This is a genomic window from Paraburkholderia ultramafica (genome assembly GCF_902859915.1).
GTDB classification, from domain to species: Bacteria; Pseudomonadota; Gammaproteobacteria; order Burkholderiales; family Burkholderiaceae; genus Paraburkholderia; species Paraburkholderia ultramafica.
Genome location: NZ_CADIKK010000001.1, coordinates 353,077 through 379,646 on the forward strand (window position 1 = coordinate 353,077; position 26,570 = coordinate 379,646).

Sequence of the window (26,570 nt, forward strand, 5' to 3'; positions counted from 1 at the left end):
TTTTATTTGTTCGTCTTTTCGAAGAACGGGATTTTCCGGCGTTGCGGTTAAGTTGAAAAATGTGTTGTTTTTTGCATTTTCACACAATAGGCGGGGATTTTGGATTTGCTTGGCGTTTTGTGGAATCTTGACGCGGCATCATACCAGGCATGGGTTAGCGCTATTTCTGCCCGCTTTGAGTCGTTATTAGTCGCGGCGGTTTTGATTGTCAAATATCCGCTTTTATTGGCAAGCACCGATTATCCCTTTACTCCCCGATACGCGCCGGCATCCAACTTTAAGCAACTCAAATGCAAATAAAGCAGGCAATAGAAAATCAAATAAGTTGCCTTCTTGGGCCAGCCTTGAAAATTCCATCGCAGAAGGCAAACGGCTTATAAATCAGACGAATAACAACGTAAAACAGCGGGTTTCCCCTGCCCTGCGCAGCAAACAGCATTGCGCCGTAAACGCAGTAAGCGCAGTAAGCGACAAACCAATTGCGACACGCGACCCCACTCCGACCGACCACTTTGCGAAAGCAAATCTCATTGCTATGACTCTGAACAAGAAACTGGCCTCCATGATCGCCGTGCTGTGGATCGGCCTGATCCTGATCGGCGGCTTTGGCGCATGGCAAAACCGTGCGTCGATGATTTCGGACCGCCGCGATCAATTGACCGCGCTGATCGACCAGGGCAACCACATCGTCGCCCACTACTACGCGCTGGCCCAACAGCACACGATCTCCGAAGCCGACGCCAAAAAGCAGGCGCTCGACATGCTGGCGGCCATGCGTTACGGCAAGGACGGCTACATCTCCATCAACGATTCGCAGCCGGTCATGCTGATGCACCCGTTCAAGCAGGAGCCGGTTGGGCTGAAGGATCAAGTGGGGGTCCTGCGCGAGGCGATTTCCAGCTTCGCGTTGCCGGGTTGAGGGGGCGTTAGCGCTGAGGGTAGCGTTGGCGCTCGCAGCACGCCGGCCGCCTGGCGCCAGGTGCCCCACGCGCAAACCGCAAGCAACACCTCGGAAAACCCACGAAAAAAAGGAGGCGCTCGACAGGCAGAGAGCGCCCCTTTAACACGCCGCGTCGGAGTCGACGCATTAATCGAACGAATCAGCCGCGCGGATTTTGCAAGTCCGCGCGGCTTTTTTGTCCCTGTACGCGCCGCTCGCGAGCGGCTTCGTCAGTGAAGCTCGCTGCATGGCGCGCGTTGGAAGGCGGCCATTATCGTAATGGGCATGCGCCGCGGCATGGACCGCTTGCATGGATCTCGCATCCAGATTACGTTCTTATTACAATCGGGGCGACGACGCTCGCTGCGGCTGGCGCGAAGTGGTTGCGCAACTGGCAATGGCTGTTCGTCACGGTCGACGCGACCGGCCTGATCGCCTTCGCGGCGATCGGCTGCGATGTGGCGGCCACGCTCAACGTCAGCCCCGCGATCGTCGTGCTGGCCGGCGCGATCACCGGCGTGTGCGGCGGCATGTTGCGCGACCTGCTATGCAATCAGATGCCGCTGGTGTTGCGCGAGGAACTGTACGCCGGCATCGCGCTCGGTGCCGGCGCGCTGTAGGTCGCGTTGCAGGCATGCGGCCTGGCGCCGGGGCCGGCCGTCCGTGGCGGTGCTGGCCGGCGGCTTCGCGGTGCGCATGCTGGCCGTACGCTTCCGTTGGCAACACCAGGTGTTCACCGCCGCCGATTCCGGCGGCGCAAGTTAATCGAGTTCGTTATCCGCACCCCATGATCCAGAAGAAAAAATCGCAGCCGCACGACCCGTACACCCCTGTCGCGAAGAACCCGCTGCTGGCCGCGCGCCTGCCGGCGTGGCGTTCGAAGTTCATCGTCCTGCTGGTGTTCGGCGCGTTCGCGTCGCTGGCGGGCCGCGCGTTCTGGGTGCAGGTGGTGAATCAGGACTTCTACGTCGATCAGGGGCAAAAGCGCTATCAGCGCACCATCGAACTCGACGCGACGCGCGGACGGATCGTCGATCGCAACGGCTCGATGCTCGCCGTCAGCCTCGCGACCTACGAAATCTGGGCGTCGCCCAGGCTGATCGACGAGGCCGCCGTCGCGCCGCTGTCGAAGCTGCTCGACCTGCCGCTCGCGGAATTGCGCCGGCGTCTGAACGGCGACAAAACCTTCGTCCTGCTCAAACGCCAGGTGGACGCCGACACCGCCGCTCATCTGTCCAGACTGGGCCTCGCCGGCGTCACGCAGATCGCGGATTCGAAACGCTTTTATCCCGAAGGCGAGTCGGCGGCGCACGTGGTCGGCTTCACGGATATCGAGGACAACGGCCAGGAAGGCGTCGAGCTGGCCGCCAACGAGCAGTTGCTCGGCGTGCCCGGCCAGCGCGAAGTGATCCGCGACCGGCTCGGCCGAGTGGTGTCCGAGACCCGGCCGCTGGTGCCCGCGCGCAACGGCGAGACCATCCATCTGACGATCGACCGGCGCATCCAGCAGCTCGCCTACGCGCAACTGAAGGAAGCGATCGCGAAACACCACGCCGAAGCCGGCAGCGTGGTGGTGCTCGACGCGCGCAACGGCGAGATTCTCGCGCTCGCCAACTATCCGAGCTTCGATCCGAACGACCGCGCTCGTCTAACCGGCCGGCAGTTGCGCAATCGCGCGGTGGTCGACACCTTCGAACCGGGTTCGACGATCAAGCCGCTGGTCGTCGCGTTGTCGATCGACGAGGGCAAGGTGCGGCCGCAAAGCGTCATCGATACCGCCCCCGGCTGGTACAAGATCGGCCCGGCCGTGATTCACGACACGTCGAATCACGGCATGATGACCGTCTCCGAAGCGGTGCAGAAGTCCAGCAATATCGCGCTCGCCAAACTCGCGCTGAATCTGCCGGCCGAGACGATCTGGACCAAATACCAGCAATACGGGCTCGGCCTGAGGCCCGAGCTGACCTTTCCGGGCGTGGCGTCAGGCAAGGTGCGCCCGTACAAACGCTGGCGCCCGATCGAACAGGCGACCATGGCGTACGGCTACGGGCTGTCCACTTCGCTGCTGCAGATCGCGCAGGTCTACACCGCGTATGCGGGCGACGGCACGATGCAGCGCGTGAGTCTGCTGCGCAATGGGGCGGGCGCCGCCGCGCCGTCGGCGGATCAGAACCTCGCGGTGACGAAGCCGGCGACCGCGCGGGCGATCCGCGCGATGCTGGAAATGGCCACCGGCGAAGGCGGCACGGGACGCGCGGCGGCGGTCGACGGCTACCGGATCGGCGGCAAGACCGGCACGGCGCGCAAACAGATCGGCGCAACTTACGCGAAAAACCGCTACCGCGCACTGTTCGTCGGCATGGCGCCGATGAGCGACCCACGGCTGATCGTCGCCGTGATGATCGACGACCCAGCCGGCAAGGCGTTTTACGGCGGCACGGTGGCGGGGCCGGTATTCGGCGGAGTGACCGGCGGCGCGCTACAGTTGCTGGGGGTGCCGCCGGATGCGCCGGGCGTTTGAAGCGTTCACCGCATCGTCAACTGCTCCGCGCATCGCTCATTCCGCTTCAGACCGCTTCAGACCAATTAACAGCCATTGACTGCGCAATGCGCGAAAAGCCTTGCTAGACTGAATGTCGCGCCGGACGATCGGGCATCCGGCGCGACGCTGCACATGGATCGCGACGACAGCGATCGATGCCTTCCCCCCGCAAGCAAGCTAAGGAAACGCCATGACGAATCGCACTTTGACGACCGCGGCCGGTGCGCCGGTCGGTGACAACCAGAATTCGGAAACCGTCGGCCCGCGCGGCCCGATCACGCTGCAGGACTTCTGGCTGATCGAAAAACTCGCGCATTTCGACCGCGAAGTCATTCCCGAGCGCCGCGTTCATGCCAAAGGCTCCGGCGCATTCGGCACACTCACCATCACGCACGACATCACCCGCTACAGCAAAGCCAAGGTTTTCGAAGTCGGCAAGGTCACGCCGCTGTTCCTGCGCTTTTCCACGGTCGCGGGCGAACGCGGCGCGGCCGACGCGGAGCGCGACGTGCGCGGCTTCTCGATCAAGTTCTATACCGAAGAAGGCAACTGGGATCTGGTCGGCAATAACACGCCGGTGTTTTTCATCCGCGATCCGCTGAAGTTCCCCGATTTCATTCACACGCAAAAGCGCAATCCGAAGAACAATTTGCGCGACGCCAACATGGTGTGGGACTTCTGGTCGCGCAATCCGGAATCACTGCATCAGGTCACGATCCTGATGAGCGACCGCGGCATTCCGAAGAACTACCGGCAGATGAACGGCTACGGCTCGCACACGTTCTCGCTGATCAACGCGCAGAACGAGCGCTTCTATGTGAAGTTCCACTTCAAGTCGAAGCAGGGCATCGAAAACTATACGAATGCCGAGGCCACCGAGCTGGTCGGCCGTGACCGCGAAAGCGCGCAGCGCGATCTGTTCGAACAGATCGAAAAGAAGAACTTCCCGCAGTGGCGCTTCTGCGTTCAGATCATGCCGGAAACCGAAGCGTATGCGCGCAAGGAAAATCCGTTCGACATCACCAAGGTGTGGTCGCACAAGGACTATCCGCTGATCGACGTCGGCGTGCTCGAACTGAACAAAAACCCGGAGAACTATTTCGCGGACGTCGAGCAGGCGGCGTTCACACCGGCCAATATCGTGCCGGGCATCGGCTTCTCGCCGGATCGTCTGTTGCAGGGCCGCCTCTTCTCGTATGGCGACACGCACCGCTACCGGCTCGGCATCAACCACCATCAGATTCCGGTGAATGCGCCGCGCACGTCGACCCTGAACACCTATCATCGCGACGGCGGCATGCGCACGGACGGCAACCTCGGCGCCACGCCGAACTACGAGCCGAACCGGTTCGGCGCGTTCCCGCAGGATGCGTCGGTGAACGAGCCGCCGCTCAAGGTGGAAGGCACGATCCAGCGCTACGACCATCGCGAGGACGACGACTACTACAGCCATCCCCGCGCGCTGTACAAGCTGTTCGACGCGGCGCAGCGCCAGCGCCTCTACTGCAATATCGCTGAAGCGATGGCCGGTGTGCCGAAAGAGATCGTCGACCGGCAATTGGCGCTGTTCGAAAAGGTCGACCCGAGTTACGCCGACGGCGTGAGGAAGGAACTCGGCAAGATGCCGCCGGTTTCGGAAACGGCGCTGCCTTAAGCGGTTGGCGATGTGCTGTGCCGGTTGCGTGAGCAACCGGCACAGAAAACTAGACCGGTATGAGCCGTGAGTGCTTCTTCACGGCTATCTCTTGTTCGTTGCGTGCGTGCGTGCGCGTGCTCGTGATGTCTGGGGCGCGTGTGGGGCGCATGCGCTGCGGCTGCGAGTGTGTGCGGCTCGCGACTGTCCCCTGCGCCATGTGTGAGTTTTCCCGCGAAGCCTTAGTGGCCAATCAGCGGCAAAAATCAGCGTTCTGCGTGATCGCTGCCGGCTTTCACCAGCGCCTCGATACGATTGCGGCCATTGCGTTTGGCCTGATACATCGCACGATCGGCTTCCTCGAGCATCGCGCGACCGAGCGAAACTGCCTCGGTCGGCGCCCCGCCGACCACGCGCGCCGCGACACCGATCGACACAGTCAACGCAATGCGCTCGCCATGATCGTCCTGCAAATCGAGTTTTTCGACCGCCAGCCGCACGCGCTCGGCGACGATGAGCGCATCGGCCTGATCGCCTTGCAGCAGCGCGGCGAACTCTTCGCCGCCATAACGCGCGACGGTATCGCCCAGCCGCACCTGCTGCCGTATGCAGGCCGCCACCGCCGCCAACGCGCGGTCGCCGGTCTGATGGCCGTAGGTATCGTTGATGCGTTTGAAACTGTCGATGTCGATGAAAAGACACGCCACCGGCACGCGATAACGGACCGCGCGCATCAGTTCCTCGCGCAGCCGCTCGTCGAAATAGCGGCGATTGGCGAGGCCGGTCAGCGAGTCGGTCATGCCGAGCTGCTTGAGCCGCTCGCGATGCGCGACGTTGTCGAGACTCGCCGTCACGATGCTCGCAAAGCGCTCCAGGATGTCCGTGGCCATGCCGTCGCCGAAACGCGCCGGGTCGTCGCTGCCGAGGCATAGATAACCGCTGACGGTATCGTCCGCGGCAAGCGGCAGCAGAATCGCGCTCGCCGGCGTTGGCGCGTCGCCGAAGAACGCGCGGCGCGCGGTGTCGTCCAGTTCGCGCGGCCTGCCCAGCCACGGCCGGCCTTCCTCGCACAGACCTTGCGCGGCGAGGCCGCCCTCGCGCGAAGTCTTCAGGCTCGCTTGATCGAGCGCGCGCAAGGCAATCGGCTCGAGCAGTTCGAGCAGCAACGGCGCGCGGTCGTCGAGCCATAACGTCACGCTCGCCAGAGCGAATTCCTGCGGCAGATGGCGGAACAAGGTGTCGAGAAACGACACGAAATCCTGCGCGCCGATCAAACGCAACTCGACGTTCTGAAAGCGGCGCAACGTGCGCTCGTTGTGTTGCACGGTGTCGACTAGCGAGCGAAGGCGGCCGGAGAGCGGCGTTTGGGCAGGGTTCGTCACGTTATAAGGGATGCGAGCCCGAAGGCGAAGCGGGGTTGGCGGCCCCAACTGCTTTAATAACGGCCAATCCAGCGAGGTCTTGAGGGTGGAATCGCGACGCAGGCGCTTTTGCGTTTTTTAAGTTTGGCTTAATTCTTCCCTGCAACCATGGCGCACACCATCCCCTGTTGAGCCGCCAGAATATCGGCGGCGTTTTTTCTTAGGGGTGTCGACGACGCGCCAAAAGAAGGGCTGCAGGCCCGCGAAGAAGGAGTCACACCATGGTTGAAGAGACAGTATTCGAGCATCTGCGCGCCATGCCCGGCAACGAATGGGTCCGCCAGATCCATTCATGCAAGGTCTCCGACCCGCTGCAGCCGCCTTGGGGACGTTCGTACCGGCTCGTCGAATGGACCATGAAGCACACGCCCGAATCGAGCCGCCGGGTCGTGCCCGCCGAAAGCACCCCGCTCGAAATCGCTCAGGCCGTCGTCTCACACGTTCCCGGCCGCCGCTTCTGCCAGCACGGCGACTAGTAGGAGCCGGCGGCGTCCGGCTCATTCACTACGCTAGCCGCGCGACGCGATCGAATCGCAGTACTCCAACGCATCATCCAGCCGGTCGTTGCCCCAGAACATTTCATTGCCGACAAAAAACGTCGGCGCGCCGAAGATCCCCTTGGCCGCGGCCGCCTCGGTCTGTTCACGCAAGCGCAGTTTGTTGGCGTCGCTTTGCGCGTCGGCAATGATGTCCCGAGCGGGCAAACCCAGTTCGTCGAGCGCTTCGCTCACTACTTCCGCTGAGCCGATGTCGCGGTCATCGGCGAAATTCAGCTGCATGATCTTGCGGCAGTAGGCGGCAATCCATGGCTGATCCGCGCCCAGCAACGCTACGCGCATCGCCAGCAGCGCCGCGCGCGGGAAGGTGGTGGGACGCGTCAGCGCGATGCCGTATTTGCGGCATTGCCGTTCCATGTCCTTCCACACGTACGCGCCCTTCTGCTTCTGCAACACGAAAGGCGAGTTGTCAAAACCGAGGTCGCGAAAGACCGGTCCCAGCAGAAACGGGCGCCAACGAATCCGCACGCCGCGCGCCGCCGCCAGCGCCTCGATTCGCATGACGCTGAGGTAGCTATAGTTGCTGCCGAAGTCGAACCAGAACTCGATTTCCGGTGCGAGCGTGGTTGCTTGGGAAGACGCAGCGTCGGTCATGCTTGCCTCCTGGGTCATGCGCGGCCAACTCGTTGCCGCCGATGCACTGCGCCTTGCAATGCTTAACAGTCGCGTGGGACGGTTCTGCCTATGATGAACTTTTCCCCACGCCACGTTTGACGGCTACGCCATGAACTATCCGTACGACATGCTCACCGCCGCTTGTCTTTTCATCATCGTCGTATCCTCGTCCATCTTGCTCACGTTGTCCTGGACCCACTGAGGCCTGCTCGCACGGACCCGCGAAAACCCACTGACGCGCGCTACGAGGTTTCGTAAAAAGACGGGCATACTGTACATATATACAGTATTTTTCGTCGCCGTGCGCGCGCAAAGCCAGATGGAATACGCACGCGAAGGCCGTCTGAGACGGCAGCGCCGCAACATCTAGCCAGAACGCGACCGCGCTCCCCGATCACGCAACGAAGCGGCCACGACCCCGATCGATCAGCGCGTTTGCGCCGCCACGCGCAGGCCGAGCGAAATGAACAGTACGCCGATGAGCTTGTTCTGCCAGCGCGTCAGCCACGTCAGACGCTTGACGAGTCTGCCCAGCGGACGAATGGTCAACACGATCAGCGTCGTATAAAGCGCGCTCATACCGACGAAGATCAGCCCTAGCGTAGTGAACTGCAAAAACGTCGAGCCGTGTTCGGGGCGCACGAATTGCGGCAGGAACGCGAGGAAAAACAGCGCGGTCTTGGGATTCAATACTTCGGCGGGAATCGCCTGAAAGAACGCTTTCGACGCCGACACCGGCGCGACTGCCGACATGTGCGCGCTCGCCTGCTTTTCGCGCAACGCGCGAATGCCCAGATAGACCAGATAGGCAGCGCCGACGAATTTCACCGCGTTGAATGCAAGCGCGGAGGTCATCAGCAATGCCGAGAGGCCGACCGCTGCGCCCAGCGTATGAATGAAATCGCCGACCGCAATACCGAGGCCTGTGAGAATGCCGGCCTTGCGCCCGCCATGCACGGTGCGCGTCAAAACCAGCAGCACTGCCGGGCCCGGAACCAGAAAGAGCCCGAACACGACGGCAACAAAAGTCCCCAACGTGGATAGGTCAAGCATGTCGTCTCCTTGTCGACGCGCGGCATTCAGCGGACTGACGCGCGAGTTCAAGCAGAGAATTGTAGACGAACACGCGGACCTCGATCTGCGCGCAGGGTAAAGCCGCCAAAGTCGCGGCGAACCACGGACGCTTCTGCAAAAAGAGCAGTGCCGGGGCCATGCGTGCGTAATGCAGCGGCGATCCGTTACCATGGCGAGCACAGAGCGGCGCGCGGCCCGCACTTTTTCATCCACTGAAGTCTTTGCCTTGCCCACCTATACCTTGCAAGCGGCGCTGAGCGCGGAACTCGAGATTCGCAAGAGCCGATTCATTGCCTATGCGATACCGGTCGCCGACCGCGACGCCGCGATGGCCGAACTGCGTCGGCTGCGCGACGAACATCCTGCCGCCACGCATGTGTGCTGGGCGCTGCTGGCCGGCGGCCAGTCCGGCATGTCCGACGACGGCGAGCCGTCCGGCACGGCGGGACGGCCGATTCTCGAAGTGCTGCGGCACCACGATCTGGACGGCGTGCTGGCCGCCGTCGTACGCTATTACGGCGGCGTGAAGCTCGGCGCCGGTGGCCTGGTGCGCGCGTACACCGACGCGATCGCGTCGGCTTTGCTGGATGCGCCGCGAATCGAGAGGATTGCTCAGGCTTCGCTGATCGTCGAAGTGAGTTATGCGGACGAGGCGAAGGTGCGCCGATGGATCGACGCCGAGGGATATGCACTGGTGGATAGCGCTTATGGCATGCTGGTGAAGATGGCGATCCGGTTACCCGTCAATGCGGTCGAGGAGGCCCAGCGAGCGCTGGTGGATATGACCCAGGGAAAAGCGGGCTTCTTCTGACGGTCTGGCAGATCTGCCCGAACGCAACGAAAATGCAAGCCGCGATCCGATCAGGAAGGTGCGAAGCCCGGCTCACTGTTACCATGCTGTTCTCTATCGGGATGACTCCATTTAAAAGGCCAACTCCTCTGATCTCGACTGCCGCTTTTTCCAGCACGGCGCCTGAGTCGCCGCAACGGAGCCCGTCTCTGCCCGGCTCGGCCAGCGCCACGCGCTTACCGTTGAGATCCGCCATGCTCAAGGGCTGCGGCGCCGTTGCACTGCCGTTGATGTTGTCAGCGTGCTCCTGGTCGTGGTTCGGCCTGAATAGCAGCGCCCCGCGTGCGGCCGCGCATCCCACCGGATCGCTCAGCGTCGCCCCTGCCCGCGACTTCGCCTACATGCCCGCTCGCAACGGACAAGTTTCGCCGAACCGCATCGAAAACACGGCGATGACCGGCATCGTACTCAAAGATGACATAAGCGAAACCGTGCGCAACGGCGTGGCGAAGAGCTTGCAGATCGCGGGATTTCATCTCACCGATGGCAAGCGGGTGCTCAGCGGCAGCATCGAGACATTCACTGTCGACGATGCACGGTCGCCGGCGCTCTGGACGTTGAAGATGCGCTATGTGATCACCGATGCCGCTACCCGGAAGGTTGTGTTCTCGACCATCAAGACGGTCAAACAGAAATCGCCGAAATTCACCAATAGCACGATCGCGATTGAAGATACGGTGAAGCTGAGCGTGGATGCGTTGATTGGTGATCCGGGGTTTGTTAAGGCAGTGAATTAAACGCGTCGACGACGTCGGCATGGGCCGGTTTCGCTACAATTCGTGACAAGGTGTCGCGCGGCGGCCGGTTCTCCGCGTGATTCGTTGCAATCTTCCGCTCATTGTGCGAGCTGTCATGTCCATCACCGCCTGGCTGTTCTTTTTGCCCGCCTGCTTTGCAATCAATCTCGCGCCCGGGCCCAATAATCTATTGTCGATCAATATGGCGGCGCGTCATGGATTCATGACGGCGTTCGTCGGCGGCACCGGCCGGCTGGTCGCGTTCGCGTTGATGCTGGTGCTCGCCGCAACTGGTCTCGCTGTCGTGCTGCACGCGTCGGAGTGGTTTTTTCTTGCGATCAAACTGGCTGGCGCAGCTTATCTGATCTGGCTGGCCATTCAATTGTGGCGCAGCGATGCGCCTGCTATCGATACGTCGCAACCGCAGGACGCGTCGCTTGGACGAATTGCGCGGCAGGAGTTTCTTGTTGCCGCCGGCAATCCGAAGGCGATCCTGGTTTTCACGGCGTTTTTGCCGCAATTCGTTGATGTCGCGAAGCCGATATTGCCGCAGTTTGCGGTGCTGGGTGCGAGTTTTCTCGTGCTTGAGTGGGTGGCAATTGCGCTGTATTCGTGGGCGGGGATGTATCTCGGGAAATGGTTGGTGCGGGTGAGGGTTCGGCGGTGGTTTAATCGCTTTTGTGGTGGGTTTCTGGCGGCGATTGGAGTGAGTTTTTTGTTGGTGAGGCGGGGGTGAGGGGTTGAACGGAGGAGAAGGGGAAGGTTCGCCTCGATGATCTCCACCTAGGAATGTTCCCGCATACACCAGCTCCAGCTCACATGATCACCCAAGCGCCGCTTAACACACCGCGCTGCGGCGACGCATCCCACCGGATGCGCGCAGCGTCGCCCCTGCACAAGACTTCGTTTATATGCCCGCTCGCAGCGGACGTGTTTCGCCGAACCACGTCGAAAATGCAGCGATGGCCGGCGTCGTACTCAACGAAGACATTTCCGAAACCCTGCGCAGCGTGCATGGCAAGCATGCTTGCACGTCGCGGGCTTTGATCTCAATGGCACCAGGCAGGCGCTCAGTGGCAGCATCGAAACGTCCACGGTGAACGACGCACGGTCGCCGGCATTTCTGAATGTTGAAGATGCGCTACGCGATCACCGCTCCCGCCACCCGGAAGGTCGCGCTCTCGACCACGAGAACGGTCAGGCAGAGGTCACCGAAATTCACCAGCAATACGATCGCGATCGAAGGTACTATCAAGCTGAGCATGGATGCGTTGATTGGTGATCCGGAGCTTGTTAAGCGGTGCATCAAGAGTCATTGAACTCAGCTCTCAGCTCACTACATTCACCCGTCTTGGCGCGGCTGAACGATTTGAGCCGGGATGCCTACCACCGTCACATCGGGTGGCACGTCGAATATGACGACCGCGTTTGCTCCGATCTTCGCGTTACGTCCAATCGTCACTGGTCCCAATATGCACGCCCCAGCCCCGATCAGAACGTTGTCGCCGATCACCGGCGCACCCGACTGGCCACGGCCGCCGATTACGACGTTGGGAGCAATGACGATATCGTTACCCAGCACTGCCTGCCGGTGCACAACGATGCCAAGCCCTTGATAGCCGAATACCACGTTGCGCCCAACCGTTACTGAAGGCGGCAAGGACACCGAGAAGACAATTCGGTTAAAGACCTTCAAAAGCCAAGGCAGAAAAGGCACGCGCAGACAATGAAGTAGATGCGCAACGCGATATATGTACAACATGCAGCTATTCCTTTTAGATCGTTTGGAACGACGGTCAAAGTTGCCACAAAACCGGTTAGCGCTGAACGATCAGTGCCTTACCTACCATCAGTGCGAACTTACTGTTCGTGATCAGATATCGCCGCCACATCCGGCGCGGTTCCTGTAGGACACGAAAAAGCCATTCCAGCCCGACTCTTTGCATCCAGCAAGGCGCCCTGCGGACGTTCCCTGCCATGACATCGAATGTCCCGCCAACCCCCATCACAAAGTCGACACCGAGTGCTGCTTTCCAGCGGTTAATGAAATTCTCCTTGGTAGGCGACGTGATAGCCACGAAAAGCAATCTCGCACCCGACTCACGGATCCTATCGACAACAGGCTGGTGGTCATCGCCGAAATAGCCATGGTGATAGCCGGCGATCTGGAGGCCCGAATAGCGGTTCGCGCATATCGTGGCCACCCGCGAGACAACCTCATCGGTCGCGCCAAGCAGATATACCGGGAGCGCCAGACGGGCAGCCTCCGCGAGCAATCTGTCGAATAGATCAATGCCTGCAACCCGCTCGGGCACCGCATTGCCGAGCACTCGGGCAGCCCAGACCACGCCCATTCCATCGACATTGATCAAATCGCAGGAACCGACCGATTGCGCCAGTTCGGTGTTCGACTGCATATGCACAAGCTTCGCCACGTTGACCGCACCGTGCTGCGTGAACTGTTTTGCGATAATCCTTGATGAAATCGCGGCAACCGTTTCATCCATGGTTGCCGCGTCAATTGGACATCCGAATACTTCAATACGCTTCATAAATCCGCTCTGTATGTTCTGTGGCATCCGCACATCAATCTTTCTTCGCGGGCGAAAAACTCATTTCCTCGAAACCGAAACTGGCCCGAAGAACAACGTCATTTCACTGACTTCGGATGATGAGGTGTTCCACCCAGCCTTATACAACCCCATCTTTAAGTACGCGTCCTGCACGCCGATATATGCATTCGGCACCCCTTGTGATGCAAACACCGAGCGCCCGTCTTTCCACAACTGGGTCGAAGCGTGATGGCCCGAATCATCGGCAACGTAGCGCAACGCCCAGTTGACCCACCTACCCTTGTCGGTGTCCGCACAACACAGCCACTTGCCGGCGGAAACGGCCGTTGTATTTACACCGCCGCGCTCGGAAATCGCATACTGTTTGCCCAGCAGGCTCAGTGCAATTGTCGGCCCACCCGTCCACGTTCCTTGATGCACCTGCGTGATAATGACGGCTTGCTTCGCATCGAACGTGAACCCAGTAGGAATGAAAGTACTCCATCTAAGCAAATAATCAGGCCCCTGTGAAAAACTCACCACTTTCGGAAATATCAGCTCTGCCCGAGGAGTGCCATTCGCGATTTTCGAAAAATTTTCTGATTTGGATATCTGAACACGTATGGCCTTTCGTCCAGCCACTACTGGATCGTCAACCACCGTGATATCGCCGGGATTTGCCTGAACTCCGATGCTAGAATCAATCCCGTATCTCCAATCCGTCGAGAACAGCTTGTCATAGGTACTCACCAATGCTGCCATCTTCGGATCGATCCAAACCTCCTCCATATCCTGCGCGTTGGCCACACTGCATAGCGTTCCCAAAATCCAGATCACCTTCCATCGACATGACGATATGACGTCGATATGCGCTCTTCTCACTTTGATCCGCTCACGATCTGGTAACAGTGAATGTATTGCTCAACAACCACGTTGATCGAATAGCGACTCGCAGCACGTAAAACCGCTGCATGCCCCATCTCGTTTGCGGTATCTGGATTCTCTATCAAATACCGGATTCTGATGGCGAGAGACGGTACGTCCCCACAACGAACGAGATAGCCTGTCACGCCTTCTTCAACCAGATCGAAAAAACCGCCAACTTGCGTGCCGATTACGGGTTGACCGATGAACATCGCCTCCAGCGTCGAGATACCGAACGATTCGAAATGGCTTGGCATGCAAAACACGGCAGCGTCGCGATAAAATGCGAGCTTTTCATCGCCCTGCAACCAGCCAACAAAATGCACCTGATCGCTCACGCCATAGCTGATCGCAACGCGTCTCCACCTATCAATATCGCCAGCGCCCGCCAATCGCAGTTGGACCTTCAACCCCCAACAGTTCAATAGCGCCATCGCTCCCAGCAGCTCGTCGATCCCCTTTCCCTCCGTCAATCTGCCGACAAAAGCGACGTATGGTGTCGCGTCCGCATCCATCGCAGTCGGATGCTTTCGCAGCGCCGCCCCCGCCATCGCCTCGGCACCGGAAGCCGTATTTCCAATCACATAGAGGCCGCGCTCAATGCCCCAATAGCCTTGAAGCTCGGTCGCTATCGCCGATGAAACGGCCACCACGGCGTCTGCGCCACGAATAAAACACAATACCGCTTTGCGGATGAGCGAGTTGCTAGCGTCCCAAAACTGCTGAAAATTCCCTGCGTGGAGATGAAAAATCGTCTTTTTGCCACTAAGCCGAGCTAGAAAATACAAAACAAATTTTCGATAAAACGATCCGTGGACCGACACATGGAAGTGAACCAGGTCGACGCCTCTGAGCAGCGCCCAAAAAAAGCACGGAATGTCGAAGAAAAAGAAGCAGAGGAGAGATTTCACATTCTGGAAGCCATGCGTTTCAAAGATGGTCAAGGCCACGGCCTCACGACGAAACTGGCCCTGTTGTGCATCGAGCTCGGCGAGAACAGACGCAATGCCGCCACGCTGACCTCGGCCGGGTCCAACGTGTAACACCCGCAACGGCGACGCTCGATTACGTATGTTCGCGTTGCGGTCATGGTGTTTACGCATCACCGGACCTCTTCTCAAACGATCGGCGGTCTGCTGCGGCGCGTTTGACGAGCACTGCGATCATGGCCAAGTATGGACTGGTAATTGCCGACACGAGCACGTGCCCTGCGGTACAAGCTGCCGCCATTAAAACGATATAAAACAACTTTCCGAACCGTGGCACAGGGCCGCCTTCGCGGTAAACAAATGCCGTTCCCAAGCTCCACAAGTAGCAAACACAAACCGGCAATCCCATCGCCAACACAAGATCCGGTACGTCCATTTCAACCAGATAACGCACCACCGGATAGCCACCCGTAAGCAAAGGGACGTAGCCCTCCTTTGCCACTTCATCCCATACGTTTGAAAACTTGATGTCACGTCCAGATAGAGCGATCGTGAGCATCCCTCCACTTCCCGTGTGATCATGCTGATAAATGAAATATTGCAGACTGAGATCGACGGCGTCCCTCACTGCAGGCAACGACAGGTAGGCGGCCAAGCCGATACCGGCCAGCACACCGACAATGGCCAACGCGCGGACAGTTGCTTGCGGCACTCTATGCCCGCAATACAAATACGAACATGTCATCGCAACCGCGCCGGCCATCGCGGCCTTTGTGCCGACCAAAAACGAAGCCAGCAAAATGGTACTGACTAGCGCACCGTTCCGTATCGACCAGCCCGATTTCAATACCTTGAGCAGGCCATAGCCAAGTCCCACGATCAACAGTGAAGATGCTTCGTTCTGCGCATACACAATGCCCTTATAGCCGGACCGAATCTGAGTATCCGCCTGATAGCTACGAAACATATCGATCGAAAACGCCGCGCCCGCGAAAATAGATAGCCCGTAGATCAACAACGTGAACCAAACAACCACTTCAAGTTGCTCAAGTTGCCTGCTACTCATCCCGGAAAGAGCGGCGAAACAAATAAAAAAAGAGAACACCTTGAGGACGAAGACCACCTGCTGGGCAAACTCAGCACTGGACATATTGCCAAACGTTAAGGTCAGGGCTGATGCCATAATCGCGACCAACGCTAACAGCCCAGTGCGCAAACTCGATAACTTTACCCACCTGCCCGTCACTAGAACAAACAGCAGTCCGACCACCATGCTTCCACGCACGAGCAACGAATATCGTGCATCACCATCCGCGGCGTCGAAACCGTGCGCAGCCCTGACTGACAGGAAATCCGCGAACGGTGACAGCGCAAGGCCACAGGCAAACACCGCCCATCCCAACGAGACGGGCGTCCGTCGCGTCGACTGCTGTACGGTTACGCCGCTCTGCGTGCTCCGCTGGCTCCTCGAGGCTGTGTTATTCATGGCGTGATCTTCCAACGTCGTTGGGCGATAAAAACCACTGCAACGCAACCACGCTCCACCGTGCGACGCTTCGCAGCAAGCGCAGCGGCCACAGTGCCGCGTCATGCAACGACGTCCGCGGAGTCGTGCGCGCTTTACGCTCTCCCTCGATGCTGCTCGGCAGCACTTCGAAGTTCTCCCACACGGCATAGGGACGCAATTCAACCACGCGAAGATTGCAGTGGTCCCGATGCCACGGCCAGTCATCGAGTAGTGCGCCGATCGGACCCATCGCGAAGGCAAGCGCTTGACGAGCTGCTTGCGCGGATATCCAGTAGCCTACGGCCCCTGAAGTCCACTGTTTAAACGGAACACCGATCCGCAGTCCGTCTACCGTCGCTCCTCCCCCCCTTAGCGGCTCATTGAAGTAAGTCCACGTCGACGCGGAGCGACGCAACTTGGATCGTCCAAGCAACACAATGTCCGCCATGGACGACAGTGCGGATTCGTTCACACCCAGTACGCCATCGAAAAATTCCACATCGAGAATCGCATCGTCTTCAAGGACAACCGCAGCGCGGCCGGTATCCGCTATCGCGCGCCATACAGAACGATGACTCATAAAGCACGCAACCTCAGCGCAAGTCATTGAACGTCCGTAACGACGACGAGCCGCCTCGTCATCATAGACGGCACCCAGTTGGCTTTCCGTCAGCGCTTGCCCATCGACTGCCTCCTCAATACGGAATGAGGCTCCGTGATCGACCAATACCTTGCTGATCGCATCCCGACGGCCTGAACGAAATAGCGATATGACGTGAATGGGTACGCTGCCTTCCATCATCGATTCAACAATTGGGTAAAGTGCTTACGCAGAGACGGCGTGCTCAAAATCATCGACACATAGATACCGAGCAACGCGACCTCGGCGACGAGAAGCGACAACGCTGCGCCTTCAGCGCCAAACAGGGGCGTCAGGACGATCGCAAGCACAACGTTCAATACGCCTGCAAACAACATCATCAGTGAGCGGATACGCGCGCGTCCGAACGGTACCAGCACCTGCAATCCGACGAAATAGGCCAAATTGCCGAAGACAGTTCCAAAACAAAGCAGCTTCAACACCGACGCAGAGCCTACGTAGCCAGCCCCCAATACCAACGTTGTAAGTGGTGCAGAAACGTAGACCATGCCGAACAGCCCGGCGATAGTCGTCACTCCCGTGGCGACCGCGCCGATAACCGTGAGTCGGGCGGCCGAGCGCGGCTGCACTCTGAATAACGCAGTAATACGCGGGTAGCACACCGTATTGATTTGCGCCGGCACCATGTTGGCTACAGTTTTCAGCTTGTCGGCCGCCGTATACACCCCCACCTCATACGACGTCGTCATTGCCGCGAGAATGACCGCATTAGTTATGCCAAATAGACTCACCGACGCCGAAGATATAAACATGTCAGCGCTCCCCCGAACACGCTGCCAGACCGAGCGTATCGAAGCGCATGGCCGGCCCAATACACCAAGGCGCCGCGCGGCAAGCAGCGAGAACAATCCCGTGAAAATTGCCACCAACCCCTGAATTCCCGCGGCAATAGCAACATCGCTACTGTGCTGTACGAAAACGAAGGTCAACGGCAATGCCGAAAATCGTCCGGCTAGCGCGACCGTCGCAAAGACTGAAAACCGCTCCAGCCCTTGCAGCAGCCAGTTCAGTGTAAAAACATTGCCAATTACCATCAGCCACGCAGCAAGTACCGCCGAATAAACCGAAGCAAGTTTGCTATCCAATTGCATAACTACTAACAGCACCGCGAACGAAATCGCACAAAGGCAACCTTTGGCGATCATCGTCGACCAGACAAGTTCGTTAAGCACCTTGGGTTGGTCCCGACACTGAACCACTGCCTTGGGACCGCTGAGAAAAAAACCCCATTCGGTCACAAGCATCCCGTAGGTAGCAATTGCCATCACGTAGCCAAGCACACCGAATTGCGCCGCGCCAAGCACACGCGTCAGGTACGGAAAAGTCGCCAGCGGTATAAGGTAGTTACCGACTTGCCACACCATCATGATGAGGAAATTCATGTGGATGCGCGACGTTCTCGTCGCACATACAGCACCTATCGTCTCCCGGCTGCTCACGACATACCCAGGTGTATAAGGGCTGAACGGCTCGACAGATTACGCATGCGCCAGTACACCACGCGTATCAATGACGACCTTCGCCTGAAAGCGTACCGGGTCCACGCGCCGGAACTGTGCATGATCGACCAGAATGACGACGACATCCGCCTCCAGCAGCGCTTCGTTCAATCCGCAGAGCCGTACCTTGCCGTCGAGCGCCGCCGGCAACGTTTTGACGTTCGGTTCGACGACCACGACCTGTCCTGCGAATCGCTCTGCAAGCTCAGAGGCGATTTCGAGTGCCGGGCTTTCGCGTAGATCGTCGATGTTCGCTTTGAACGCCAACCCGAGACACGCGATCACCGGATCTCTAAAGCGCCGCGCCGCGCGTTCGACCCGCTCGATCACGTAACCCGGCTTATCGTCGTTCACTGTTCTCGCTGTGCGAATCAGACGGGCCTGCTCGGGCGCGGAATCGACGATGAACCAAGGGTCCACTGCAATGCAATGACCACCCACGCCCGGCCCCGGCTGCAGAATGCTCACACGCGGATGCCGGTTCGCGAGGCGAATCAGCTCCCACACGTTGATATCGAGTTTGTCGCAGATAATCGACAGTTCATTCGCAAACGCAATGTTCACATCGCGAAACGAATTCTCTGTGAGCTTGCACATCTCGGCGGTGCGGACATCGGTCAGAATGCATTCGCCGCGTACGAAGCTTTGATACAGATCCCGCGCCATTTCTCCGCACCGCGGCGTCATCCCCCCAATTACCCGGTCGTTTTCGACCAGTTCGCTAATCACATGCCCAGGCAGCACTCGCTCGGGGCAATGCGCTACACGTATGTCCGAATTCTCCCCGGCCTGCTGCGGGAACGTCAGATCAGGTCGGAGTTCCGCCATCCATACCGCCATCTGCTCAGTCGCACCGACGGGAGAGGTCGATTCAAGGACAACCAGATCGCCCTTCTTGAGCACAGGAGCGACGGAGCGGCTCGCCGCCTCAATATAGCTAAGGTCTGGCTTGAAGCCGTCCGAGAACGGCGTTGGCACGGCGAGTAGAAATGCGTCAGCGGGTTCTGGTACGGTGGTCGCTCGTAGATAACCCTGCGAAACCGCCGCATGAACGAGCATATCGAGTTCCGGCTCGACAATGTGAATGGCGCCCTTGTTGATGGTATCGACCGCGTGCTGATTAACGTCCACGCCGATCACCTGCTTGCGGCGCGCGGCGAAGGCCGCAGCAGTTGGCAAGCCAATGTAGCCGAGTCCAACGACTGAGACAGTTTCGAATTCCATATCTATCGGGTTGTAGGGTTATCTATTTATCTCTATGCGGCAAGCGTCGCGATAGAGCGATCTGCGGCAAGTACTCTCGCGATGCGTTCACAAGCTCTTCCGTCGCCGTACGGATTGTCACCACGGCTCATTTCGCCGTGCATCGCGGGGTCATCTAACAGTTGCGATACGCCGTCGACAATCCTCTGCACGTCGGTGCCCACGAGCTTCACTACGCCGGCGTCGACCGCTTCCTGTCGTTCGGTCGTATCGCGCATCACGAGTACGGGCTTGCATAGAGACGGCGCCTCTTCCTGAATGCCACCGGAGTCGGTCAGAATCAGAAACGCACGATCCATCAGACGAACAAACGGGAGATAGTCGAGCGGCTCAATCAAATGAACGTTCAGGATATTTGTGAGAAGGCGATTGACGGGCTCACGCACGCTCGGGTTCAGATGCACCGGGTACACAATATCCACATCTGGATAGCTGCACGCGAGCTGCGCCAGTGCAGAGCAAATGCGCTCGAATCCACCACCGAAACTCTCTCGGCGATGCCCAGTAACGAGCACTATCCTTCGGCCCGGTGCGAATTCGGGTAACAGCCGATCCGCTGCGGCAACCAGTTGTGGATCATTGGCGAGTAACTGGCGTACGTGCAGCAGCGCGTCAATCACTGTGTTGCCCGTCACAATGATGCGGTTGTCCGGCACATTATCTGCAAGCAGATTCTGGCGAGCACGTTCTGTCGGCGCAAAGTGCGTTTCAGCGAGCACCCCGGTCAGTTTGCGGTTCGCCTCTTCGGGCCACGGTGACAGGAGATTTCCGGTACGCAACCCGGCTTCGACGTGTCCCACCGGGATTCTCCGGTAGAAAGATGCCAGGCTTGTCGCCATTGTCGTCGTGGTATCCCCATGCACAAGCACGAGGTCCGGCCTGCAGTCGTCCAGCACGTCACGCATGCCGAGCATGATCGACGCCGTCACGTCGTACAGATCCTGACCTTGCCTCATGACATTGAGGTCGAAATGAGGCCGCACCTGAAACAGGGACAGCACCTGATCGAGCATTTGCCGATGCTGGCCGGTCACGCAGACGAAGCAGTCGATTCCGCTCGTCTTTTTGAGTTGCGTAACGAGCGGCGCCATTTTGATAGCTTCTGGACGAGTCCCAAAGGTCAGCAGTATTCGCCTGTTCATAGAACCAGCCATGTATTGGACGTGTCGATCTTCCGGTGACGCATTGCACCGACCTCGCATCGCCGCACTAGCCGTGCGGCTAAGTCTTCCGTGTTCATGACCTGGCCTTCCTTACCTCGTATTCGGAGAACGCGCCGTACGTACTGGCGTGTTGCGGCACATCGGTCAATAGAATGCCGTCCACCGCTACGCCGGCAGTGCTCAACTGGCGTGTCGTCTCAATGAGTTCGGCTGTGGAATGTCTGCCATGGCGCATGACGAGCAAGGTCGCCCCGGCATGCTTGCCGATCAGGACCGGATCGGTAACGGCGAGAACCGGTGGCGAATCGACGATGACGACGTCGTATTGCTTGCTGAACTGCGCCATGAGCTTGCCAAAGTGCTCGCTCGCCAGTAGTTCGGACGGGCTCGAAGGAATGGCTCCGTTAGTGAGAAAATCAAGGTTCGCCAAAACCTGACGATGAATCGCCTGATCAGGCGCAGTGCCACCAATCACGTCGGACAGACCCGGCGCACACGCGAGTTCAAAATAGGCGTACAGGTTTCCGCGACGCATGTCCGCATCGACGAGCAAGACTCGCTTCCCCGCAGCAGCAAGCACTGCCGCGAGGTTGACGGAAAGGAACGATTTGCCGATCTCAGGGCGCGGCCCGGTGAGCATCACAATGTTGTTGTCCGGCTTCAGGATGCCGAACTGCAATGCCGTGCGCAGGCCGCGTATGCCCTCTACAGCAATGTCCTCAGGAAAATGAACAGCCAGCACACGCGATCCGGATATGCCTCTGCGCGAGGACTGCTGCAACGTCGATTGACGTCTGCTACGCGAAATGATCGCGTACACAGGAAGATCAACCGCACGCTCGATTTCCGCCGGGTTCTCCAAGCCACGATTGAATGCACGGCGCACGAACGCGAACGTGCATCCCAACAACAGACCGGACACGGCTGCTACGAGAATCAAGAGTAACTTCTTCGGCTTGACTGGCTTTTCCGGTATAACGGCATAATCGACCGTGCGAACGTTGCCCAACTGACCGGCCTTCAACACTCTCAGTTGCTGCGTACTATCGAGCAGCTTTGTATAGAGTTCCGTGTTGACCTGCACGTCACGCATCAATTGCAGCGCCTGCTGTTGAATGTCAGGCAAAGTTCCAACTGTTCCGTCGAACGCACTCTCCTTCGCTCGCAGCTCACCGATTTGCGCATCGATTGCCAGTACAGACGGGTGCTCACTGGTAAAGCGCTGAGCGAGGTCCGCGCGTTGTTGCTGAAGCTCGGTCAGCTTCGTCTTGTTATCGACGATCGACTGCAACAGTAGCTTCCCTTCTGCTTCCAGATCTACAGTGCCATGCTTGGCTCGAAACGAGTTGTAACGCTGCTCGGCGTCATCGAGATCAGCTCGCAGTTGCGGAAGCTGTTCGCCAAGAAAGCTAAGCATCTGCTTGGCCTGGGCCGATTTGCGGTCCACGTTACGCTGAACGTAGGTTCGTGCCACAGCATTCACGATAGCTGTGATTTGCGCAGCATCTGTTCCATCGAGCGTGACCGCAATGATGCCGGACTGCTTGACCTTCTCCCTGACGTCGAGCAACTTCCGCAGATCTTCAATCGTGAGCTGGGTCGACGATCGCGTAAGGTCGAATGTCGTGCCGGGGCGCGCGGTCATCGCTGCGACGGTCAGCTCGACGGGCCCGTGCTGAGTCGTATGACGCTCAGGATTCCCAACGCGACCTTGAAATAGTGTGTTGCTATGCGAATCGCGAAGCTCAAAGCGCTGTCCCTCACCGGCGACAATCGTAAATCCGTCGCCGTATAACTCGCCTGGCACATCGAATTTCGTCACTTTCAGCTGTTCACCACCCCACGCAAAGCGACTTAGCCCGAGTACAGGACTCGCCGCGTCTCTTGACGTGTGCTTCGCAATGAACTCCCCGATCACGGGGAAATAATGCGGCTTCGCACTGATATCAAGGTGCAGGCTACGCACGGCCTCACCGATCACCATCCTCGAACGGACCAGTTCGATCTCCGCATCAGCCGTCGCTTTGCTCTGAAAAAGCGAAGCGAGATCGCCCAACTTCTGATTGATATTGTTGGCACCAGTGTCGTCGTCCACCTGAATCATCGCGTCCGCTCTATAAACGGGCGTGCCAAACAACGCATACGCCGTACCGAGAACCAGCACCACAGCGGTGACAAGAGAAATCAGCAAGCGGTTCTCGCGGACAACCGCCACAATTTCTGACAGGTCGATTTCGTCGTCGGCCGACGTCGCAGCTGCACGACTTTGTTTGAGCAGATTCATGAGTTAGTGAGCCAGCGTTGTCATAACGTTGAGCCAATTCGAAATGCCGCTCTCAATTTGTGCAAAAGCCAGTTCAAATGCGGCGTGGTGCCGCTGATAGGGATCAACGATGTCAACCTGATCGTGTTCGCCAAGACGAAATACTTTTCCCCTTGCGAATGGGTAAGTCGCCAGAATCAAGTCGCGTTGTGCCTGCGTCATGCCAAGAATCAGTTCTGCTGCACGCACATGTTCGTAAGTCAAAGCGGTTGCAACGTGATCACTGAGATCCAGGCCGCGCGCAGTCGCGAGCTGCATAACGAGCGGGTCCGCGCGCTCGCCAACCAGCGCGCGAGTACCGGCTGAATTCACTTCGAGGTGGGGCAGTTCCCTTCGGAGAAATGCCCGCGCAACCGGACTCCGGCAAATATTGCCTTCACACACCATCAGAACCCCGCTCATTTCGCCACTATCCCCGCGGTCAACCCACTGCTAATCAACGGCATCAACAGACTCAGCACTCGATTGAACCGAACCAGCCCGCTGCCATCGACATACACCACATCCTTAGGCTGCAAATCGAAATCCTTCGCAAGCAACATCGCGACCGGCGATCGAGCGTCAAGGTGAAACACCTGGGGTGTCCCCGATAACGAGCCGCGGATCACGAACATCTGCGCAGCGTCGGCGGTGGACGAGTTCACGCTGCCTGCCTGCGACAGAGCATCTGCGAGAGTGATGCGGCCGGTCCGACGCGGAATGGCCGAGACCGGCTTGTTCACTTCTCCCATCACATACACATCGTTTTCATCGCGCGAGACAACGCGCAGGAAATCCCCAGGTTTCAGATAGAGCCGCGACGGGCTCAATCCTTGAGCCAGCAGGTGTGTCAGGTTCACGCGGTGAGACTGGCCGTCGCGCACCAGCACAAGGTTGCCCTGATCGGCCGTGTCGCTAAATCCGCCAGCTCGGCTGACTGCTTCGTAAAGCGTCATCGGCACATCGTTGACAGCCAGCGCGCCGGGACTATGCACTTCGCCATCGACATAGACCTGACGCGCCCGGTAAGAAGCCATCCGTACGGTCACCTGAGGTTTGACGAAGTACTTCGCGAGCGCGCCTGTCAGACGCTGTTGTATCTCTTCAGTACGCAGCCCGGCCACGGGCAACGTGCCTGCGTAGGGAAAAGTCAAACTGCCGTTCTGATCGACAATGAAACCGGCAAACGGATCGCCAGAGCGCGACGACGACTGGGTTTGCGAAGAACCGAGTGCCGCTGCAAATTCAGGGTGGTCCCAGACGACGATTTGCAACACGTCGCCCGGCCCAACGGCGTAGGCCTGCGGCGTTCCGGACAGCAATTGCGATATTTCGAATTGTTGTTGTCGCCGGCTTTGCGCCAGCTGCGCGATCAGCGCCGCGTCGACTTCAGTGATCGCGATGGCCGGCGTACCGCGCGTCGCATCGACCATCTTGCCTGGCGCGCTCGCGCCGGTTTCCCCTGTCGCGTTGGACACATTTGATGTGTCTGGCATGTTCTGCACATGGGACGTCTCCATCCGCATACCAGGAGCCACCGCACACGCGCAGGTCATCAGGGTGACAGCCGCCATCAAGACTCGAAGCCGAATCGGCCTCATCAGAACTACAGCTAACATCGTTTTCAACCTATTCTTCAAGCGAGCGTGCGAATGCTCCGCTCCTGCTGCCCAACGTCAGGCAAGCCGATCCATTTCTGGTTGAGACGCGCGCTGTCCTATGCTAAGTACTACGTTCGATGGATCGACTCGCAACACGCACTCCAGCCACGCCTCAATACGCATTCCGATCCACCAACCCCTTCACCACCGTCGCCATAACAATGCGCATATCCAGTCCAAACGACCAGTTGCGCAGGTAGTACAGATCATGCTCAACCCGCCCGCGCATTTTCTCGATCTGGTCAGTCTCGCCGCGAAAGCCATTGATTTGCGCCCATCCGGTGATTCCCGGCTTGATCCTGTAGCGATGGATATAGCCGTCGACAACGCTGCGATACTCATCGTCATGTTCTATCGCGTGCGGCCGCGGCCCGACCACCGACATCTCTCCACGCAACACATTGAAAAATTGCGGCAACTCATCGAGACTCGTGCGCCGCAAAAAAGCACCAAGGCGAGTGACACGCGGATCCCCGCGCGTGGCCTGACGAACCACACCTGGCTGCTCGGTGTGCAGACGCATCGAGCGAAATTTGTAGATGCGGAACACGCGCCCATCGGCACCCTTGCGCCGCTGGGTAAACAACGCAGGCCCCTTCGACGTCACCTTGATCGCCACCGCGATCGACAACATCAACGGCGCCAACACGAGCAAGATCGCCGACGCAAACAGCCGGTCGAACAGCGCTTTCTGCATCAACGCGTACGGCGTCATCGGCGAGGCCACCAGATTGATAGCCGGCGAGCCGATCAGATCGACTACGTTTCGATCGAACATCACGAGACTGCGTACGTCGGGAATAAAGCGCAAGTTGACAAGGTCGTCGCTGAATTCGTCGAGTACGCGCAGCACGGTGCTCTCGTCGGACATCCGCAGCGCGAGCCACACCTCGTCGACCTTTTCACGGCGCACCCAATCGGCAAATTCGTGCAGGCAGGCGAACGAAGGCAAACCATGCGCGCCCAGATCCGTATCGCCACCCGTATTGAACGTGGCAACCGCCCGAAAGCCGGCGGCGGGCGAACCGGCGATGTTCGCAATCACACTGTTGCAATGCGAACCCGCGCCCACCACCGCGACCATGCGCAGATTCCGCCCCGCCCGCCTCAAGCGGCCGAGCACCGCATGCACCAACAGCCGCGACGCGACAATCCCAACGGCAGTGAGGACAGTCCAACTCACGCACCAGAGCCGCGACATCAACGCAGTACGGTGAAGCAGGAACATCATGACCAGACCGCAGGCCTGCACCACGATCCAGCCGAACACGACATTGATGGCCAGACGCCATTTGGATCGCCCACGCCACGAGTCGTACACACCGAACCATGGCAACAGCAAAAGAGCCAGTGCCATGTCGAACAGCACGAAGTTACTTTCAAGCGTCCGATACCCCGCGTCGGGCGTGAAAAGCAGCGAAGCAACAACCGCCCCCAACGCGATCAACATCACGTCGAACAGGCGTGCCAGCAAGCTCTCCACCGCCGCGAAGTCGCGCCCATCCGTTTGGCGAATCACGTTGCGCATGACACCTGACCTAGCATTCGACAGCGCCGCAGCTTCGAACCGCTGCCTCGGCGCCACCCAACTCACTCAGCGGCGCCCCACAAACGGGCACAACGCGAAATTCCCAATTGACCGTGGACTTCATGGCACCACTCTCACCGATTCGTTTGCAATGCCACCTGACTGCATTGCATTGAAAGAAGGGCATTCTGCTCTCGGGGAGAATGATCCAA

Annotated in this window: 24 protein-coding genes and 1 pseudogene; 9 read left to right on the top strand and 16 right to left on the bottom strand. The window is 59.0% G+C overall.

Annotated features, from left to right (window positions below; genetic code table 11):
* Positions 1 to 535 precede the first annotated feature (535 nt).
* The 4 genes and pseudogenes from HV744_RS01695 to HV744_RS01710 all read left to right on the top strand — a co-directional run.
* Positions 536 to 859: pseudogene (locus HV744_RS01695) on the top strand (cache domain-containing protein); the annotation flags it as partial.
* 314 nt (positions 860 to 1,173) lie between these two features.
* Positions 1,174 to 1,560 carry a trimeric intracellular cation channel family protein gene (locus tag HV744_RS01700; RefSeq protein ID WP_175147821.1) on the top strand — a complete coding sequence of 129 codons (387 nt, stop codon included), beginning with the start codon at positions 1,174 to 1,176 and terminating at the stop codon, positions 1,558 to 1,560.
* 167 nt (positions 1,561 to 1,727) lie between these two features.
* Positions 1,728 to 3,461 (top strand): peptidoglycan D,D-transpeptidase FtsI family protein, encoded by a 1,734-nt coding sequence (locus HV744_RS01705; protein ID WP_175147822.1) that lies wholly within the window; start codon positions 1,728 to 1,730, stop codon positions 3,459 to 3,461.
* A 211-nt stretch (positions 3,462 to 3,672) separates the two neighbouring features.
* Positions 3,673 to 5,136, top strand: coding sequence for a catalase (locus tag HV744_RS01710; RefSeq protein ID WP_175147823.1), 1,464 nt, complete (start codon positions 3,673 to 3,675; stop codon positions 5,134 to 5,136).
* A gap of 245 nt (positions 5,137 to 5,381) precedes the next feature.
* Here the strand turns inward: HV744_RS01710 and HV744_RS01715 are convergent, their stop codons facing one another.
* On the bottom strand, positions 5,382 to 6,497 hold the full coding sequence (locus HV744_RS01715; RefSeq protein WP_175147824.1) for a GGDEF domain-containing protein: 1,116 nt from the start codon (positions 6,495 to 6,497) through the stop codon (positions 5,382 to 5,384).
* 260 nt (positions 6,498 to 6,757) lie between these two features.
* On the opposite strand from HV744_RS01715, the gene HV744_RS01720 reads away from it, so the two are divergent.
* Positions 6,758 to 7,012 carry a DUF2866 domain-containing protein gene (locus HV744_RS01720; protein WP_175147825.1) on the top strand — a complete coding sequence of 85 codons (255 nt, stop codon included), beginning with the start codon at positions 6,758 to 6,760 and terminating at the stop codon, positions 7,010 to 7,012.
* 33 nt (positions 7,013 to 7,045) lie between these two features.
* Here the strand turns inward: HV744_RS01720 and HV744_RS01725 are convergent, their stop codons facing one another.
* Positions 7,046 to 7,687 carry a 2-hydroxychromene-2-carboxylate isomerase gene (locus tag HV744_RS01725; protein WP_175147826.1) on the bottom strand — a complete coding sequence of 214 codons (642 nt, stop codon included), beginning with the start codon at positions 7,685 to 7,687 and terminating at the stop codon, positions 7,046 to 7,048.
* Between the two features lie 447 nt (positions 7,688 to 8,134).
* A complete protein-coding gene (locus HV744_RS01730) occupies positions 8,135 to 8,761 on the bottom strand; it encodes a LysE family translocator (RefSeq protein WP_175147827.1) in 627 nt (208 codons plus the stop codon).
* 190 nt (positions 8,762 to 8,951) lie between these two features.
* Between HV744_RS01730 and HV744_RS01735 the strand changes: the two genes are divergently transcribed.
* From HV744_RS01735 to HV744_RS01750, 4 genes are all read left to right on the top strand, one after another.
* Entirely contained in the window at positions 8,952 to 9,593 is a 642-nt protein-coding gene (locus HV744_RS01735) for an IMPACT family protein (RefSeq protein ID WP_246278897.1), read from the top strand.
* 233 nt (positions 9,594 to 9,826) lie between these two features.
* A complete protein-coding gene (locus HV744_RS01740) occupies positions 9,827 to 10,369 on the top strand; it encodes a hypothetical protein (RefSeq protein ID WP_175147829.1) in 543 nt (180 codons plus the stop codon).
* A 115-nt stretch (positions 10,370 to 10,484) separates the two neighbouring features.
* The gene (locus tag HV744_RS01745; protein WP_175147830.1) at positions 10,485 to 11,105 is read left to right on the top strand and encodes a LysE family translocator; all 621 of its coding nucleotides are present in this window, start codon (positions 10,485 to 10,487) and stop codon (positions 11,103 to 11,105) included.
* 391 nt (positions 11,106 to 11,496) lie between these two features.
* The gene (locus HV744_RS01750; RefSeq protein ID WP_175147831.1) at positions 11,497 to 11,688 is read left to right on the top strand and encodes a hypothetical protein; all 192 of its coding nucleotides are present in this window, start codon (positions 11,497 to 11,499) and stop codon (positions 11,686 to 11,688) included.
* Between the two features lie 23 nt (positions 11,689 to 11,711).
* Here the strand turns inward: HV744_RS01750 and HV744_RS01755 are convergent, their stop codons facing one another.
* From HV744_RS01755 to HV744_RS01815, 13 genes are all read right to left on the bottom strand, one after another.
* On the bottom strand, positions 11,712 to 12,131 hold the full coding sequence (locus HV744_RS01755) for a serine O-acetyltransferase (protein WP_175147832.1): 420 nt from the start codon (positions 12,129 to 12,131) through the stop codon (positions 11,712 to 11,714).
* Positions 12,132 to 12,186: 55 nt separating this feature from the next.
* A complete protein-coding gene (locus tag HV744_RS01760) occupies positions 12,187 to 12,921 on the bottom strand; it encodes a WecB/TagA/CpsF family glycosyltransferase (RefSeq protein ID WP_175147833.1) in 735 nt (244 codons plus the stop codon).
* A gap of 60 nt (positions 12,922 to 12,981) precedes the next feature.
* Entirely contained in the window at positions 12,982 to 13,758 is a 777-nt protein-coding gene (locus tag HV744_RS01765; protein ID WP_246278898.1) for a heparin lyase I family protein, read from the bottom strand.
* Positions 13,759 to 13,799: 41 nt separating this feature from the next.
* A complete protein-coding gene (locus tag HV744_RS01770; protein WP_175147897.1) occupies positions 13,800 to 14,948 on the bottom strand; it encodes a glycosyltransferase family 4 protein in 1,149 nt (382 codons plus the stop codon).
* Positions 14,941 to 16,260 (bottom strand): O-antigen ligase family protein, encoded by a 1,320-nt coding sequence (locus HV744_RS01775; RefSeq protein WP_175147834.1) that lies wholly within the window; start codon positions 16,258 to 16,260, stop codon positions 14,941 to 14,943. Before HV744_RS01775 ends, HV744_RS01770 begins: the two co-directional genes overlap by 8 nt.
* Positions 16,253 to 17,083, bottom strand: coding sequence for a glycosyltransferase family 25 protein (locus HV744_RS01780; protein ID WP_175147835.1), 831 nt, complete (start codon positions 17,081 to 17,083; stop codon positions 16,253 to 16,255). The genes HV744_RS01775 and HV744_RS01780 overlap by 8 nt, the downstream gene beginning before the upstream one ends.
* Positions 17,080 to 18,324 (bottom strand): flippase, encoded by a 1,245-nt coding sequence (locus HV744_RS01785; RefSeq protein ID WP_175147836.1) that lies wholly within the window; start codon positions 18,322 to 18,324, stop codon positions 17,080 to 17,082. Before HV744_RS01785 ends, HV744_RS01780 begins: the two co-directional genes overlap by 4 nt.
* A 96-nt stretch (positions 18,325 to 18,420) precedes the next feature.
* Positions 18,421 to 19,665, bottom strand: a complete 1,245-nt coding sequence (gene wecC / locus HV744_RS01790; RefSeq protein ID WP_175147837.1) for a UDP-N-acetyl-D-mannosamine dehydrogenase — start codon at positions 19,663 to 19,665, stop codon at positions 18,421 to 18,423.
* Between the two features lie 32 nt (positions 19,666 to 19,697).
* Positions 19,698 to 20,846 carry a non-hydrolyzing UDP-N-acetylglucosamine 2-epimerase gene (gene wecB, locus HV744_RS01795; RefSeq protein WP_246278899.1) on the bottom strand — a complete coding sequence of 383 codons (1,149 nt, stop codon included), beginning with the start codon at positions 20,844 to 20,846 and terminating at the stop codon, positions 19,698 to 19,700.
* 94 nt (positions 20,847 to 20,940) lie between these two features.
* Positions 20,941 to 23,151: a polysaccharide biosynthesis tyrosine autokinase gene (locus HV744_RS01800; protein WP_175147839.1), complete on the bottom strand. Its 2,211-nt coding sequence runs from the start codon at positions 23,149 to 23,151 to the stop codon at positions 20,941 to 20,943.
* A gap of 3 nt (positions 23,152 to 23,154) precedes the next feature.
* On the bottom strand, positions 23,155 to 23,592 hold the full coding sequence (locus HV744_RS01805; protein ID WP_175147840.1) for a low molecular weight protein-tyrosine-phosphatase: 438 nt from the start codon (positions 23,590 to 23,592) through the stop codon (positions 23,155 to 23,157).
* Complete coding sequence (locus HV744_RS01810; RefSeq protein WP_175147841.1) at positions 23,589 to 24,743, bottom strand: polysaccharide biosynthesis/export family protein; 1,155 nt, start codon at positions 24,741 to 24,743, stop codon at positions 23,589 to 23,591. The genes HV744_RS01805 and HV744_RS01810 overlap by 4 nt, the downstream gene beginning before the upstream one ends.
* A gap of 199 nt (positions 24,744 to 24,942) precedes the next feature.
* A complete protein-coding gene (locus tag HV744_RS01815; protein ID WP_175147898.1) occupies positions 24,943 to 26,358 on the bottom strand; it encodes an undecaprenyl-phosphate glucose phosphotransferase in 1,416 nt (471 codons plus the stop codon).
* Positions 26,359 to 26,570 lie beyond the last annotated feature (212 nt).